At 55.8% G+C, this 15,358-nt stretch carries 10 protein-coding genes and 2 pseudogenes; 9 read left to right on the plus strand and 3 right to left on the minus strand.

The features are described from left to right. Both WMO36_RS06565 and WMO36_RS06570 read left to right on the plus strand, forming a co-directional pair. Window positions 1-275 (plus strand): annotated as a pseudogene (locus WMO36_RS06565) (carbohydrate ABC transporter permease); the annotation flags it as partial. A 38-nt stretch (window positions 276-313) separates the two neighbouring features. Further along, complete coding sequence (locus WMO36_RS06570) at window positions 314-2,383, plus strand: beta-galactosidase (protein WP_316103564.1); 2,070 nt, start codon at window positions 314-316, stop codon at window positions 2,381-2,383. Between the two features lie 98 nt (window positions 2,384-2,481). On the opposite strand, the gene WMO36_RS06575 is transcribed toward WMO36_RS06570, so the two are convergent. Continuing rightward, the gene (locus tag WMO36_RS06575; protein ID WP_302147009.1) at window positions 2,482-4,041 is read right to left on the minus strand and encodes an alpha-N-arabinofuranosidase; all 1,560 of its coding nucleotides are present in this window, start codon (window positions 4,039-4,041) and stop codon (window positions 2,482-2,484) included. 277 nt (window positions 4,042-4,318) lie between these two features. On the opposite strand from WMO36_RS06575, the pseudogene WMO36_RS06580 reads away from it, so the two are divergent. Then, window positions 4,319-5,676, plus strand: a pseudogene (locus WMO36_RS06580) (ABC transporter substrate-binding protein). A gap of 199 nt (window positions 5,677-5,875) precedes the next feature. Next, the gene (locus WMO36_RS06585) at window positions 5,876-7,303 is read left to right on the plus strand and encodes an ABC transporter substrate-binding protein (protein ID WP_144164814.1); all 1,428 of its coding nucleotides are present in this window, start codon (window positions 5,876-5,878) and stop codon (window positions 7,301-7,303) included. 112 nt (window positions 7,304-7,415) lie between these two features. Here the strand turns inward: WMO36_RS06585 and WMO36_RS06590 are convergent, their stop codons facing one another. Then, window positions 7,416-8,189, minus strand: a complete 774-nt coding sequence (locus WMO36_RS06590) for a type III pantothenate kinase (protein ID WP_099570853.1) — start codon at window positions 8,187-8,189, stop codon at window positions 7,416-7,418. A 58-nt stretch (window positions 8,190-8,247) separates the two neighbouring features. Further along, a complete protein-coding gene (gene coaBC, locus WMO36_RS06595) occupies window positions 8,248-9,531 on the minus strand; it encodes a bifunctional phosphopantothenoylcysteine decarboxylase/phosphopantothenate--cysteine ligase CoaBC (RefSeq protein WP_302147007.1) in 1,284 nt (427 codons plus the stop codon). A 201-nt stretch (window positions 9,532-9,732) separates the two neighbouring features. Between coaBC and WMO36_RS06600 the strand changes: the two genes are divergently transcribed. From WMO36_RS06600 to WMO36_RS06620, 5 genes are all read left to right on the plus strand, one after another. Beyond that, window positions 9,733-11,388, plus strand: coding sequence for an ABC transporter substrate-binding protein (locus WMO36_RS06600; RefSeq protein ID WP_302147006.1), 1,656 nt, complete (start codon window positions 9,733-9,735; stop codon window positions 11,386-11,388). A 189-nt stretch (window positions 11,389-11,577) separates the two neighbouring features. Then, complete coding sequence (locus WMO36_RS06605) at window positions 11,578-12,558, plus strand: ABC transporter permease (RefSeq protein WP_302147004.1); 981 nt, start codon at window positions 11,578-11,580, stop codon at window positions 12,556-12,558. After that, window positions 12,555-13,475: an ABC transporter permease gene (locus WMO36_RS06610; RefSeq protein WP_099570849.1), complete on the plus strand. Its 921-nt coding sequence runs from the start codon at window positions 12,555-12,557 to the stop codon at window positions 13,473-13,475. Before WMO36_RS06605 ends, WMO36_RS06610 begins: the two co-directional genes overlap by 4 nt. After that, window positions 13,472-14,257 (plus strand): ABC transporter ATP-binding protein, encoded by a 786-nt coding sequence (locus WMO36_RS06615; protein ID WP_302147002.1) that lies wholly within the window; start codon window positions 13,472-13,474, stop codon window positions 14,255-14,257. The genes WMO36_RS06610 and WMO36_RS06615 overlap by 4 nt, the downstream gene beginning before the upstream one ends. A 38-nt stretch (window positions 14,258-14,295) precedes the next feature. Beyond that, a complete protein-coding gene (locus WMO36_RS06620; RefSeq protein WP_099571163.1) occupies window positions 14,296-15,048 on the plus strand; it encodes an ABC transporter ATP-binding protein in 753 nt (250 codons plus the stop codon). Window positions 15,049-15,358: the final 310 nt, after the last annotated feature.

Genomic DNA, 15,358 nt, shown 5'->3' on the forward strand with positions numbered 1-15,358 from the left:
TGGCTCCGGGCATCGTTACGACGGCCCTGTTCACGATCGTGGCGACGTGGAACAACTACTTCCTGCCGTTGATCATGTTGAAAAATTCGAACTGGTATCCGTTGACAATCGGCCTGAACCAGTGGAAGGACCAGGCGAGCACCGCTGGCGGCCAGGCGATCCAGAATCTGGTGATCACGGGCTCGTTGATCACGATCATCCCGCTGGTCATCGCGTTCCTGTGCCTGCAGAAGTACTGGCAGTCCGGCCTCTCCGCAGGCGCGGTCAAGGAATGAATTTGTTAGGATAGTTGATGAAAAACAAAGGAGTGGATATGACTCAACGTAGATCCTATCGTTGGCCGCAGCCGTTGGCTGGGCAGCAAGCCCGCATCTGGTACGGCGGGGACTACAATCCCGACCAGTGGCCGGAAGAGGTGTGGGACGATGACGTTCGTCTGATGAAGAAGGCTGGCGTGAACCTCGTGTCCGTGGGCATCTTCTCGTGGGCGAAGATCGAGACGAGCGAGGGCGTGTACGATTTCGACTGGCTCGACCGCATCATCAACAAGCTGGGCGAGGCCGGTATCGCAGTGGACTTGGCGTCCGCCACCGCGTCGCCGCCGATGTGGCTCACCCAGGCGCATCCCGAGGTACTGTGGAAGGACTACCGCGGCGACGTGTGCCAGCCGGGCGCCCGCCAGCATTGGAGGCCGACCAGTCCGGTGTTCCGCGAGTACGCGCTGAAGCTGTGCCGTGCGATGGCCGAGCATTACAAGGGCAACCCGTACGTGGTCGCATGGCATGTGAGCAACGAGTACGGCTGCCACAACCGCTTCGACTATTCCGAGGACGCCGAACGCGCGTTTCGGAAATGGTGCGAGGAACGCTACGGCACCATCGACGCGGTGAACGACGCGTGGGGCACGGCGTTCTGGGCGCAGCGCATGAACGACTTCACGGAAATCGTGCCGCCGCGTTTCATCGGCGACGGCAACTTCATGAACCCGGGCAAGCTGCTTGACTTCAAGCGCTTCAGCTCCGACGCGCTGAAGGCGTTCTACGTCGCCGAGCGTGACGCGCTTGCCGAGATCACTCCGGACCTGCCGTTGACCACGAACTTCATGGTGTCCGCGTCGGGTTCGGTATTGGACTACGACGATTGGGGCCGTGAGGTCGATTTCGTATCGAACGACCATTACTTCATTCCGGGCGAGGCCCATCTGGACGAGCTCGCGTTCTCTGCGAGCCTGGTCGACGGCATCGCGCGCAAGGATCCGTGGTTCCTGATGGAGCATTCCACCAGCGCGGTCAACTGGCGTCCGGTCAACTACCGCAAGGAGCCGGGCCAGCTGGTGCGCGATTCCCTGGCGCATGTGGCCATGGGCGCGGACGCGGTGTGCTACTTCCAGTGGCGCCAGTCCAAGGCAGGCGCGGAGAAGTTCCATTCCGCGATGGTGCCCCACACCGGCGAGGATTCGGCCGTGTTCCGTGACGTGTGCGAGCTGGGCGCGGATCTGAACGCGCTGGCCGACAACGGACTGCTTGGCACGAAGCTGGCGAAGTCCAAAGTCGCCGTGGTGTTCGACTACGAGTCCGAGTGGGCCAGCGAGCACACCGCCACGCCGACCCAGAAGGTCCACCACGTCGACGAGCCGCTGCAGTGGTTCCGTGCTCTGGCCGACCATGGCGTGACCGCCGACGTGGTGCCGGTGCGCGGTGCCTGGGACGATTATGAGATGGTCGTGTTGCCGAGCGTGTACCTGCTTTCCGAGGAAACGACCCGCAGGGTGCGTGACTACGTCGTCAATGGCGGCCGTCTGGTCGTGACCTACTACACGGGCATTTCGGACGAGAAGGACCACGTGTGGCTCGGCGGCTATCCCGGATCGATTCGTGACGTGGTCGGCGTGCGCGTGGAGGAATTCATGCCCATGGGCGACGATTTCCCGGGCGTGCCGGATCATCTCGAGCTCAGCAACGGTACGGTGGCGCATGACATCGTTGACGTGATCGGCTCGGTCGACGGGTCGGCCACCGTACTGGAAACGTTCAAGGATGATCCGTGGACCGGCATGGACGGCGCTCCGGCGATCGTCGCGAACACGTTCGGCGAGGGTCGCAGCGTGTATGTGGGCGCACGCCTCGGCCGCGATGGCATCGCCAAGAGCCTGCCGGAGATTCTCGAATCGCTCGGCATGGCCGAAACCGGCGAAAACGACAGTCGCGTGCTGCGGGTCGAACGTGAGGGATCGGACGGTTCGAGGTTCGTGTTCTCGTTCAACCGCACGCATGAGACGGTCCGGGTCCCGGTGGAAGGCGAAGTCGTGGTCTCCTCGTTCGCTGAAGTGAGTGGCGAAACCATTTCGATCAAACCAAACGGCGTGATCGTCACTAAGCAGTAAGCAGACAGCAAGCAAATAATCGCAACATTATGGGTGCCGGCAGGTTGATGATTGTCAATCTGCCGACACCCATTTAATTTATACTATTCGAATAAAAACTAGGCGTGGAATTCCACTGCAGCCCAACTGATTGCTGGCAAAGTGCAGTGAACTGATCCATTGTCGATTGTTGCATGAAGCTCTTGGGGTGTCACTGCGGTTGGGTCGTCTGCGGAATTACGCTGATATGGATTGTCGTCATGCAGAATAATGGCCTTGTCTATATGGAAGTCGGATATGTCGAAATACGGCAGTTGAGACAGAGAAGCCGTAACCTTATGTGCGTCGGATGCGTCGCGATTCACCATAAGCAGAAGACCGGAATGATTCGTTTCGTCCCAAGTGATTACTGAATCAAGGGCATTGACCAAGCCGAAAGATTCAGTCTCTACGTTGGGAGAGTCGATGACTGGACTGTAGGCAATGCCATGGGCGTGTTGTGCGGCTTCGGCAAACGGATAGAAGACAGTTTGACGCCATGCGGGACCGTTCTTTTCGGCCATGATTGGCGCAATCACATTGACCAACTGCGCGCGCGAGGCAGAACGCACTCGGTCGCAGTGCTTAAGCAGAGTGATCATCAGCGACCCTTCTACCACTGCATCGGCTGCATTGTAGATATCTTCGAGCAGACGCGGTGCTTTCGGCCATGACTCATGATGAAGATCCTTGCCTGATTGGGCTTTCCATTCAGCTTCCTGCTGATTCCAGACGTCGGAATACCAGACGCCCCACTCATCAAATGACAGTGCTATATCATGATCGCCTGTGTGGGCATTTTTGGCTTCGTCTGCACATGCCGCCACGGTGGAGATGAACGTTTGCATGTCTTGTGAACTTGCCAGATAATCTTGCAACGATTTTGCTCCACGTTCGTAGTAGTAGGCATGGCAGGAGACGAAATCGAGATTGTCGTACGCTTTGGTAAGCACGCTGCGTTCCCAGGATCCAAACGTTGGCATATGGGCGCTGGAGGAGCCGCAGGCCACGAGTTCCAAGCCTGATTCCGCGAGTTTCATGGCGTGTGCGACTCGGTCCACGGCTGCGGCATACTCGTCAGGGCTCATATGTCCCACCTGCCAAGGGCCATCCATTTCATTGCCGATGCACCACATTTTGATGTCCATTGGTTCGGTGATTCCGTTACGTACGCGGCGATTGGCAAGCTCGGTGCCGGGCGCTCCGTTGACGTATTCCAACTCTTCCAGTGCGGCCTTCAATCCTCGGGTGCCCATATTGACGGCAAGCATGATTTCGGTACCGGTCTTCTTGCTCCATCGGTAGAAATCGTCGATACCGACTTCATTGGTTTCGGTGCTGTGCCATGCGAGATCTCGTCGTATTGGGCGTTGCCCCCGTGGCCCTGTGCCATCCTCCCAATTGTAGGCAGAGACGAAATTGCCGCCGGGGTAACGCACGCAGGTCACACCAAGTTCTTTGACTAGATTGATGACGTCTTGGCGGAATCCGTTTTCGTCGGCTGTGGGGTGACTTGGCTCATAAATGCCTCCGTAGACACAACGTCCAAGATGTTCTACAAATGATCCGAAAATGCGGGGTGGTATATCGGCAATTGCGCTGTTTTTTTGCACTGTGATTGTGCTGGTTCCGGAAGTCATGCCGTTCCTTTCGATGAGTGGTCTGATGAAATGTTTGCGTTGCGCGAGCTTCGACGGATATGCATCGTCCAGCATGCAATCATATCGTGTTTGCGTAGCTAAACAAAATATGCTAGGTAACTAAAAAAATACTGGAAAATCAACGATTTGCCTATTTGTTTGCGTAAACATAACTTTTGTGTTATCCTCATGATTGTCGGAAGGGTCAATGAATGATTCATAGCCGATAATGTTGGTCGATGTAGAAGGTCGGCCATATTTAAAGGAAGGAAGAACGATGAAGTTCACTGCATCCAAGAAAACAATCGCTCTGGTTGCTGCTGCTGCGATGCTGACTGGTGTCGCAGCCTGCGGGAGTTCCTCGAATTCGAGTTCTTCGGGGTGACAGAGGGTGGTAAGACTGAAATTACGGTATGGTCTTGGGATTCCACTTTGCCGCGTACCGTGAAGGATTTTGAAAAGGCCAATCCGGACATCACTGTTAAGGTGACCAATGCCGGCACGAACAGCACCGAATACACGGCTTTGAACAATGCGCTTTCTGCAGGTAAAGGTGCGCCAGATTTGGTGCAGATTGAGTATTATGCACTTCCCGAATATCAGGTTCGTGGAGAGATTGAAGACCTGAGTCAGTTTGGTGCGGACAAGTTCTCGGATTTCTATACGCCGGGCACGTGGGCTTCTGTGAAACTTAATGGCGGTGTGTATGCACTGCCGATGGATTCCGGACCGATGGCATGGTTCTATAACAAGGATGTGTTTGATAAGGCCGGGGTCGATCCGACTCGGGTGAGGACGTGGGATGAGTTCTACGATGCTGCCAAGAAGGTTCGCGCAACAGGGTCCTACATTACGTCCGATTCTGGTGATGCTGGCTTCTTCGATTCCATGACATGGCTGGCGGGTGCGACGCCGTTCTCCACTGGTTCCGATGGACAGTCCGTCACCATCAACCTCAGCAATGATTCCAAGGTCAAGACTTTTGTTGATTTCTGGCAGAAGATGATTGATGATGATCTTATTGATACCAAGACCGCAGGCTGGAGTGATGATTGGAACAAGAGTTTGAATGACGGCTCTATCGCTTCGCTGCTGACCGGTGCTTGGATGCCGTACAACTTGCTTTCCGGTGCTCCTGACGGTGAGGGGAAGTGGCGTGTTGCTCAGATGCCGACTCCGGATGGATCTGAAACCAATTCCGAGAACGGTGGTTCTTCGCTTGCGATGGTCAAGACGGATGACAAGGCCAAGGCCGAAGCTGCATACAAGTTCGCTGAATATGCGTGCCACAATGCCGAAGGCATCAAGACTCGCGTCGATGGCGGCGCATTCCCTGCCGATAACGACACTCTCGCTTCTGATGACTTCCTGAACATGACCTCTCTGACTGATTCCGATGGCAATGCGCACGAATACTTCGGTGGTCAGAAGTTCAATGAGGAGCTCGCCAAGGCTGCGGCCAATGTTTCGACTGGCTACAAGTTCCTGCCGTTCGAGGTTTATGCGCGTGGCGTATATAGCGATGATGCCGGTGGTGCATATACCGACAAGTCCGTCACCCTTGCTGAAGGTGTTCAGGCTTGGGAAAAGAATATCAAGGATTATGCATCTCAGCAGGGCTACACCGTGAAGTAGCTGCATGATTCCATAGTGGAATCGGTAAATATGAGCGTCTGTGGATTGAGGGATTGTCAATCGGCGGACGCTTTTTTGAGCTATAAGTGGATTGCGTGGCTGAATCGAAGAGATTGGAGGATTGTACGCTGGCTTTCGGGTGACTGACGTACACTCGAATGCGTATGTGTGTACGCACGTTTTCGTGTGGGAACATCAAATGGGAGGAATCGGCTTGAAACTGGTGAAACGAATCATCGCCATCTGCTGTGCGGCCATTATGGCAGTCAGTGCGGCCGCTTGCGGAGCCAACGTCGATTCCCGAACCGAAATCACCGTATGGTCGTGGGAGCCGAGCATGAGGCAAGTCATCGACGGCTTCGAAAAGGAAAATCCCGACATCCACGTTATTTGGAAGAACACAAGCGGTTACGACAATCTCAACAGTGCCATTCAAGACGGCTACGGCATTCCCGACGTGGTGCAATTGGAGTACTATGCGTTGCGCCAGTACGCGGTAAGCAGCCAGCTGGTGGCGATCACTGGGCGTACGGAAGGCTACGGCGATTTCTACACGCCCGGTACATGGGCTTCGGTACAGCTGAACGGCCGCGTGTACGGCTTGCCCATGGATTCCGGTCCAATGGCGTTCTTCTACAATGACAGCGTGTTTGAACAGGTGGGTGTCGACGCGTCCAAAATTCGCACATGGGACGACTATTACGAAGCCGCCAAAAAGCTCAAGGAGATCGGCGTGTATATCACCGCCGATTCCGGCGACGCCAGCTTTTACGACACTATGATCTGGCTTGCCGGAGGGCGCCCGTTCTCCACGTCGAACGACGGCAAAAACGTGACGATCAACCTCACCGACGACGAGGGCACCCGAACCTTTACTGAATTCTGGCAGAAAATGATCGATGAAGGTTTGGTCGCCACCAATCTGACCACATGGTCCGATGAATGGAAGGAAGCCGTAGGAGAGGGGAAGATCGCCTCCGTGTTCTCCGGCGCCTGGTTGCCGTCGTTGCTCATGTCGAACCTTCCTGGAACCGCAGGATTGTGGCGTGTGGCGCAGATGCCGACACCAGATGGCAGTGCCACCACGTCGGAAAACGGCGGATCTGCGCTGGCCGTGCTGCAACGCTCTCGCAAGCCCGAAGCGTCATATCGTTTCATTGAATACGCATGCCATAAAGCGGAAGGTATCAAAGCCCGCGTGGATGGCGGCGCATTCCCCGCCGACAACAACACGTTGTCTGATCCGGAATTCCTGCACAAAACCACCGTGACCGACGAGCGTGGCATCGAAATACCGTATTTCGGCGGTCAGGAATACAATCGTGTGCTTTCCGAAGCTGCGGAAAACGTGTCGACCGGCTACCAGTATCTGCCATTCGAAGTGTATGCGCGAAGTGACTTCCGCACTACCGTAGGCAAGGCCTACAAATGGTCGAGCCGGTTGCGCAAAGAGCAGGACAGGCTGAATATCATCGCGGCCGGTGGCAAAGTGTCCGACAAATCCGCCATCGGCGACGCGTTGAAGGAAACTGATTCCGCTGATCGTCTCAAATTGAAAAGCGGCATCGCGCTGTGGCAGAAGGATTTGAAGGAATACGGAGCCAATCAGGGCTTTACTATTCAGTAAATAGTTAATTATTTGCTATAGTTGTAAAAATAATGATGGCTGTCTTGTTTTTTTTTGAATTCAAGACAGCCATTATTATTATTATGTATTGAGATTGTATGTTGACGAAAAGTTATTGTCGTACGTTGCGTTCGTAAATATGCAGCATGCCTTTGAAAATCAGATCAGGGTCGTAAATGTCGATCATGTCGGTATCGTCGGCGAACACGCGGCTTAATCCGCCCGTCGCAACCACGCGGAAATCCTCGTCGATTTCGCGATGGAATTGCGTGATCGTACGTTCGATGCCTCCGAGGAAGTTGTAGTACAAGCCGGCTTGCATGGCTGGTTTGGTGCTTTTTGCCAGAATCGACGAGGGGCGCGTGATCTCCACTTCCGGCAACTGGGCCGTGGCGTCCCACAAGGCGGCCGCGCCTGTGCGAATGCCGGTGGTGATGAGCCCGCAAATCACTGAAGCGTCGGCTGTTACGTAATTGAATGTGGTGGCCGTGCCGAAATCCGCCACCAGAATCGGCCCGCCATACTCGTAGTAGGCTCCCGCACAGTCGGCAATGCAGTCCGCGCCCATATTCTGCGGATTGTCCATGCGAATATTGATGCCGGTTTTGACTCCCGGTCCAACAATCATCGGATCGATATTGAGGAATTTCACAATGCTGGCACGGAACGAATGCATGACCTTCGGCACCACCGACGTGATGATCACGTCGTCCACGTCGCCCGGCGTGTAGCCGCTCAACCGCAGGAATTGCGTGATCATCAGGCCATATTCGTCTGACGTGTGGTTCGCTTTCGTGGTGATGCGGTATGTGCCGGCGATATGCCCGTCATCGAGAAAGCCGATCACCACATTGGTGTTGCCGATGTCGACTGCGACCAGAAGCATGTCGAATTCTCCTTACGATTGCTGTATTGACGCTATTTCCTGTGACGTTGGTTGATAGTTACGATGCTTGCGATTCAGCGGATTCGGTATTGCGTAACGCTGCCAATTCGGTGAGGATGCGTTCCGCCAATTCCTGCTTGCTCATCTTGTTCCAATGCTCGATGATAGGCTCATCGGGGGTTGCGCCGGGCTTCAATACCGTCACCACATTCGTATCCACTGCGAAGCCGGCGCCGGGAGTGTTGAGATTGTTGGCCACCAGCATGGAACAATGCTTGGATGTGAGTTTTTTCGCTGCGTTCGATTCAAGATCCTGCGTTTCCATGGCGAAACCGCACAAGGTCTGGTCGGCGGTCTTATGCTCGCCTGCCCACGCGAGAATATCGGGATTCGATGTGAGCTGCAGATCGATATTGATGCGCCCGTTCTTCTTGATTTTCTCCGAAGACTGCTCAATCGGGCGGAAATCGCCGACGGCAGCGGCCATAATCGTCAGATCGGCCTGCGTGAAATGCTCTTGCACCGCGTTGAACATTTGCTGCGCGGTGGTGACGTGAACCGTATCAATGCCGCGGGGAGCGCTCAATGTGACAGGGCCGGATACCAGCGTCACATCCGCGCCCATATCGCGTGCCTGCTCGGCGATCGCATAGCCCATTTTTCCAGTGGAATGATTGGTGAGGTAGCGCACGGGATCAAGCGGCTCCTGTGTGGGACCGGCGGTGACGAGCACATGCAATCCGTGCAATGGCAACGTTTCTGCGGGCTGGTTCGCACGCAGCAGATCAGCTACGGCAGCTTCGATCGCAGCAGGCTCCTCCATGCGTCCTTTGCCGACATCCTGGCAGGCAAGCATACCGGATCCCGGCTCCACAATGGTCCATCCAAGTTCACGGCAGGTATTGAGATTGCGTTGCGTCACGGCATTCTCATACATGTGCACGTTCATGGCAGGGCATAGGATTTTCGGCCCTTCGCTATAGGCAAGCACGGTACTTGTCAGCTGGTCGTCGGCAATGCCGCATGCGATTTTCGCAATGATATCGGCGCTCGCGGGAGCGATGACGAGCATGTTCGCCCATTTCGCATCATCCACGTGATTGATATGCAGCGGATCGGATGGCGTATGAGCAACATCGCCGTCATTGCGCTGTGCTGCGAACATGGACGTGCGCGTCTGCGTATGCGTGAGCGAGCTGAACGTCAACGGGGTGACGAACTCCTGCGCGGCCGCGGTCATGGTCACGCGAACCTCATGTCCCTGCTTGCTCCAGTCGGAGGCGAGATGGCAGGCCTTGAATGCGGCGATGCTGCCGGTCACGCCGAGAAGAATATGCGCCATAGCCGATATTGTCCTTCCATTGACGTTGGCAAGACTTACGAAAACTGCGTCAAGTATATATCGAACCGGCTGAAGCATGCGGCATTGCGGCATTGCCGTCAGATGAATCCTGCGGGCATGGCGGATTGTAGAATCAGACTTTGGTGATCGACCCGTACAGGCGGTCAACCAGAACAAACACATAATCAAACAGGAGCAATCATGTCGCAATCTTCAGGTGCGTACGGCGAAGCCGACGCAACCGAACAGAAGAACGAACAACACAACAATCAGCCCGCAAACTCGGCAAGCACCGACGCAACTTTGAACGCGCGTGCCAAATCACCGAAATCCAAGGGGCCCAACAAGTGGATCATCGCCATCATTGCAGTGATCGCAGTGGTCGCCATCATTGTGGGCGTCGTCGTATTCCGCAACAACAGCGTATCCAGCGATACCGCGGAAAATGGCACCTCCAACACCGTGACCATTGGACTGAAACTCGCCCCCGTAAGCCTCGACATTCGCCACCAGTCCGGATCGGCGATCGAACAGGTGCTGATCGGCAATGTGTACGAAGGACTGCTGTCACGCGATTCCGACAACAAAGTGCATCCGGGACTGGCGAAAAGCTGGGATATTTCCAACGACGGCACAACGTATACGTTCCATCTCAACGAGAACATGAACTTCTCCAACGGAGACACGTTGGACGCCGAAGATGTGGCCTGGTCCATTAACCAGCTCAAAGAACAGCAGTATTACAACGCCAATCAGGTCGAAAGCCTCGAAAAAGCCGAAGCGGTCGATAGCGACACCGTGAAGCTCACGCTCAGCACCCCCGATTCCAACCTGCTGTGGTACCTGACCGGACGCCCCGGCCTGGTGTTCGATAAGGACGCCGAATACAACGCGAAAACCGAAGCCGTCGGATCGGGCCCGTACACGGTGGAATCCTTCGATTCCGCCAGCAAAATGGTGCTCAAAGCCAACCCGAAGTATTGGGGAAGCGCACACCAGGCCGCAACCGAAAACGTGATCATCAAATTCCTCACCGACGATAACGCAGCCGTCAACGCGCTGAAAAGCGGCGAAGTCGACGTGCTTTCCCCGGTGAACGCCACGCTCGCCAAATCGCTTGACGCCAACACGTATCAGGTGTCCGCGGCGGACGGCAGCGACAAATACGTGCTCGCCTTCAACTGCGCGAACAGCAAGCTTGCCGACAAGCGCGTGCGTCAGGCAATCCGTTACGGCATCAACCATGAGGAAATCATCGCTTCGCGCGGTAACGTCGACTATGCGCTCGGCGGGCCGATCCCATCCGTGGACCCGGGCTATGAGGACTTGACCGACCTGTACCCGTACGATGTGAACAAAGCCAAGGAACTCATGGCTGAAGCCGGCTATTCCACCGATAATCCGCTGAAACTCACCCTCACCTACGCCAACACGTACGGCACGGAACTCGGCGATCAGCTGCGTAGCCAGCTCGCCAAAATCGGCATTGATCTCAGCATCAACTACGTGGAATTCTCCACATGGCTGCAAGACGTGCATGCCAACGGCGACTATGAACTCTCGTTGGTGGACCACGCCGAAAGCCACGACTTCTACAAGTGGACCACGCCCGACTACTACTTCCATTACGACGGCAAGCAAGCCCAAGAACTGTATGCCAAGGCGCTCGCCGCCACCGATGAGGAATCCAGTGCAAACTACCTGAAGCAGGCTGCGAAAGCAGTAAGCGAGGATGCCCCCGCCGACTGGCTGTTCGGATATCGCGTGACGGTGGCATACCACAAGAACGTGCAGGGATTCCCCAGCAAGCTGAGCCAGACGGTGCTGCCATTGTGGCAGATCACCAAGGCGCGGTGAATCGACGAAAAACGATGGAAAATCGGCGGAAAACAAGTGATGAAAACTGATGTGTGGCGGTGTTTGCAGCGGCATCGTTGCGGCACCGCCACACATTGGCACGATATTGTTGGATAGGGTATTGACGGTGAATAGGTGCGTATCGCTGCAAACGCACGGATCGAGCGATAGACCAATGGTGGTTCAACTATGAGATTTGTAGTCAAACGGCTGGGACTGTTCGTCGCGGCCCTGTTCGGTCTATCGCTTTTGGTGTTCGTGCTACTGCGCATGCTGCCGGGCGATGTGGCTGCGGTGATCGCAGGTACGAACGCGACCCCCGAACGTATCGCGTCGCTACGTGCCGAACTTGGTTTGGACAAGTCGTACGTGGCACAATACGGCGATTGGATGCTGGGGTTGCTGCACGGCGATCTTGGTGTTTCCGCCATTGGCGGCAAGTCGGTGTCGGCGCAGGTAGCGTCTCGCGCTTCGGTAACGTTTCCGCTGATTATCGTGAGTTTGCTGATCGCATTGGCGATTGGCCTGCCGCTTGGTTGCGCTGCTGTGCTGACTCGTAATGCCCGCTTGCGTGGGCTTTGTCACGGTATTGCGATTCTTGCCGGTGCCATTCCCGCATTATGGGGCGGATTGCTGTTGATTCTGCTGTTCTCACGCGGTTCAGGACTGTTGGGATTGCTGCCGGCGCAAGGTTTTCCCGATACTGGCTGGGGTGCGCCCTTGCGGGCGTTGGCTTCTTTGATACTTCCGGCGCTCGCCACCGGCGTTACCGCAGGCGCGTCCATTATGCGTTACACGCGTGCCGCCGTGGGGGACAAGGCCTCGTCTCAGGCGGTTGACATGGCCATGGCATGCGGCATGACCCGCAAACGGGCGGTATTGCGCGTCGCTTTGCGTCTTGCCACACCGCAATTGGTGTCGGTGATCGGTTTGACGTTCGCCCAGATGGTCACCGGTGTAATGGTGGTTGAGAATCTGTTCGCGCTTCCGGGGCTTGGCACCATGCTGGTCACCGATGTTGGCAATCGAGATCTGATTGCAGTGCAGAGCGAATTGTTCCTGTTGGCTACGTTCTTCCTCTTGCTTGGATTAGTGGTTGATGTGGTGCATCGTGCGCTTGATCCGCGTCTGAAAGATGCCGGATTGGTGTCGGGGGAGGTGCTTGCATGATGAAACAATCTGCTGAGAAAACTACTTCGAAAAACGCTGTGAAAACCGTGATTCCCTCCATATGGCGTACCGCTGGTGGCAAGTATTCGCTGATCATGCTTGCGATATGGCTGGTTGTGTCGGCTATTTCGCTGGTGTGGACGCCATATTCGCTGCTTGATACTGACGGATTCAACACGTGGACTTCGCCGTCCGGCGCTCACATGTTGGGTACTGATGGTGTTGGCGCTGATGTGTTGAGCTGGCTGATGGCCGGTTCCCGTACGAATCTTGCGATCGCGCTGCTTACCGTGGTGGTTGCCGCGGCCATCGGCCTGCTGTTGGTGGCGGCCATGGTGTCTCGCCATGGCGCATTGGCTTCCACGTCGGTGGTTGTGGTGGATGCGTTGATTTCCATTCCAACAGTGCTGATCGCCTTGATGCTCTCCGTGCCGTTCGGCGCGTCGGCAGCGGTGATCATCGCAGCATGCGGACTTGCATACGGGCTGAATTTGGCGCGTATTCTACGCCCCGCGGCCATGCTCGCCGCGCGTTCTGACTATGTGGAATCGGCTTTGTGGTCGGGCGCGAGTTCGTTACGCGTGTTTTTCACGCATATTGTGCCGAATACGGTTCCGGTGTTATGCGTTCAGCTGTCGATGAGTGCGGGCACGTCGCTCTTGGCGGAGGCTGGATTGACGTATCTGGGTGTTGGCGTCGGTGCGGGAGTGCCCAGTTGGGGGCATTCGCTTGCCACGTCCGTCAAATTCATCAGCATTTATCCGATGGCTGTGGTGTGGCCGGGATTGGTGGTCACCTTGATGGTGATAGCGCTGAATCTGTTTGGCGATGCGTTGCGTGACGCCATCGATCCGCTGACGAATCCGGCATTGCGACAAAGTGAAGCCACCCATGTTGAACCGGAGGAACGCACATGAGCGTCAGCATCCGTAATCTCAATATCGTCATCAATGGAATGCCGATTGTGCATGATGTCGATATGGACATCGCCGACGGTGAACGTGTGGGTTTGATCGGTTCGTCCGGTTCCGGCAAATCCATGATCGCCAAATCCATCATGGGCTTGCTGCCGCTTTCCGCACAGGTTTCCGGCAGTATTGACATGGGTGGTACTGAAATCGTCGGAGCGTCGGATCAAGCGATCGCCGATCTGCGTGGCCGTTATGTGGGCATGGTGTTCCAGAATCCTTCCGCCGCATTGAATCCGGTGATGACCGTGGCGCAGCAGGTCGCGCTGCCACTGCGTTTGCATTACGATCTGACCCGTGACGAACGGTTGGACCGTGTCAAAGCAATGTTCGCCAAAGTCGGGCTGCCGGAAGATGTGCTGAACAAATATCCGCATGAACTTTCCGGCGGACAACAGCAGCGCGTCGGCATCGCGGCCGCATTGGTCACGTCGCCGCGCCTGATTATCGCCGACGAGCCAACCACCGCGCTGGATTCGATCACGCAACGGCAGATCGTCGATCTGCTGGTATCGTTGGTGGACGATTCCGGCGCATCCATGCTCTTCATCACCCACGATTTCGCGGTACTCAATCATGCAACCACACGCTGTTATGTACTTGCTGATGGACGTGTTGCCGAATCAGGACAAACCGCCGATATCCTGCAGTCGCCGCACACTAAAGTCGCTTCGCAATTGGTGACTTCGGCACGTGCGCTGTCGTTGCGGATCGATGCCGAAACCAAATAAGGAGAACGGTTGTGACGGGCGAAAACGAAAAAACCACAATGCTGCAAGGTCGCGGCATCAGCAAATACTACGGTGCGAAACAACAGCGTCGTCAGGTGCTGCACGATGTTGATATCGACGTACGTTCGGGGGAGTGTCTTGCGGTGATCGGCGGATCCGGATCCGGCAAAACCACCCTTACGCGAGTATTGCTGGGGCTCGAACACGCTGAAACGGGCGAGATTACGTATTTCGGCAAGCCTGTGCAAGGCGAAGTCGCCGGCGAACTGCGGCGTAGCTGCGGATTGGTGTTCCAAAGCCCATTCGGCTCGTTGGATCCGCGTTGGAGGGTCGGCAGATCCGTTGCCGAACCATTGCGGTTGCATCACCCTGATTGGTCGCAGGGGCGGATTGCGGAACGCGTGTCGGAAGCCTTCCGCATGGTGAGTCTCGACCCTGCCGCATATGAAAATCGGTTCCCCGTGGACCTCTCTGGCGGTCAGGCGCAACGCGTGGCCATCGCACGTGCCATTGCGGATCATCCGAAAGTATTGCTTGCCGACGAGCCGATGAGCGCCGTCGACGTGGCCGCACGAACGCAGATTCTCGCATCGTTCGCTGCGATTCGTAGCGGCGAACCTGATATGGCGCTGATCATGGTGTCACACGATTTGGGAGTGGTGCAGCATATCGCAGATCGCATTATGGTGTTGCACGACGGTTGCGTTGAGGAATGCGGACTTACGGAAACCGTGTTGCACCATCCGACCAGCGATTACACCAAACGATTGCTGGACGCGGCTTCGCTCTGATTTGCGACACTGCGCAAAAAGCCTGCGATCATGTTGAAATCCGCATGATTGCAGGCTTTTTGTCGCTATATGAACAGGTAAGACACGCCGATGTCGTTACGTGTGCTATTGTGTGAGCCATGTTCAATTTCTCTTGTTGTTGCTGTCGCTGACCAACCGCCCGAGGGGCGCGTGGTTCATCGAAGCATAACTTGAGACAGGGCATTCTTTTTCGGCATACGCAACTTGCGTTGCATGCCAGAGTATCGCAGAAATCATCCCATAACCAGTGCCTTACGCGGTTGGTATTACGCGGCATATGTGGATGAAC

This window comes from Bifidobacterium hominis (assembly GCF_040095915.1).
GTDB classification, from domain to species: Bacteria; Actinomycetota; Actinomycetes; order Actinomycetales; family Bifidobacteriaceae; genus Bifidobacterium; species Bifidobacterium hominis.

Excerpts from the sequence above, each read along its gene's own strand:
- WMO36_RS06600 (WP_302147006.1), top strand. The coding sequence starts at position 9,733 with ATGTCGCAATCTTCAGGTGCGTACGGCGAAGCCGACGCAACCGAACAG.
- WMO36_RS06590 (WP_099570853.1), bottom strand. The coding sequence starts at position 8,189 with ATGCTTCTGGTCGCAGTCGACATCGGCAACACCAATGTGGTGATCGGC.
- coaBC (WP_302147007.1), bottom strand. The coding sequence starts at position 9,531 with ATGGCGCATATTCTTCTCGGCGTGACCGGCAGCATCGCCGCATTCAAG.
- WMO36_RS06620 (WP_099571163.1), top strand. The coding sequence starts at position 14,296 with ATGCTGCAAGGTCGCGGCATCAGCAAATACTACGGTGCGAAACAACAG.
- WMO36_RS06585 (WP_144164814.1), top strand. The coding sequence starts at position 5,876 with ATGGGAGGAATCGGCTTGAAACTGGTGAAACGAATCATCGCCATCTGC.
- WMO36_RS06610 (WP_099570849.1), top strand. The coding sequence starts at position 12,555 with ATGATGAAACAATCTGCTGAGAAAACTACTTCGAAAAACGCTGTGAAA.
- WMO36_RS06615 (WP_302147002.1), top strand. The coding sequence starts at position 13,472 with ATGAGCGTCAGCATCCGTAATCTCAATATCGTCATCAATGGAATGCCG.
- WMO36_RS06605 (WP_302147004.1), top strand. The coding sequence starts at position 11,578 with ATGAGATTTGTAGTCAAACGGCTGGGACTGTTCGTCGCGGCCCTGTTC.
- WMO36_RS06575 (WP_302147009.1), bottom strand. The coding sequence starts at position 4,041 with ATGACTTCCGGAACCAGCACAATCACAGTGCAAAAAAACAGCGCAATT.
- WMO36_RS06570 (WP_316103564.1), top strand. The coding sequence starts at position 314 with ATGACTCAACGTAGATCCTATCGTTGGCCGCAGCCGTTGGCTGGGCAG.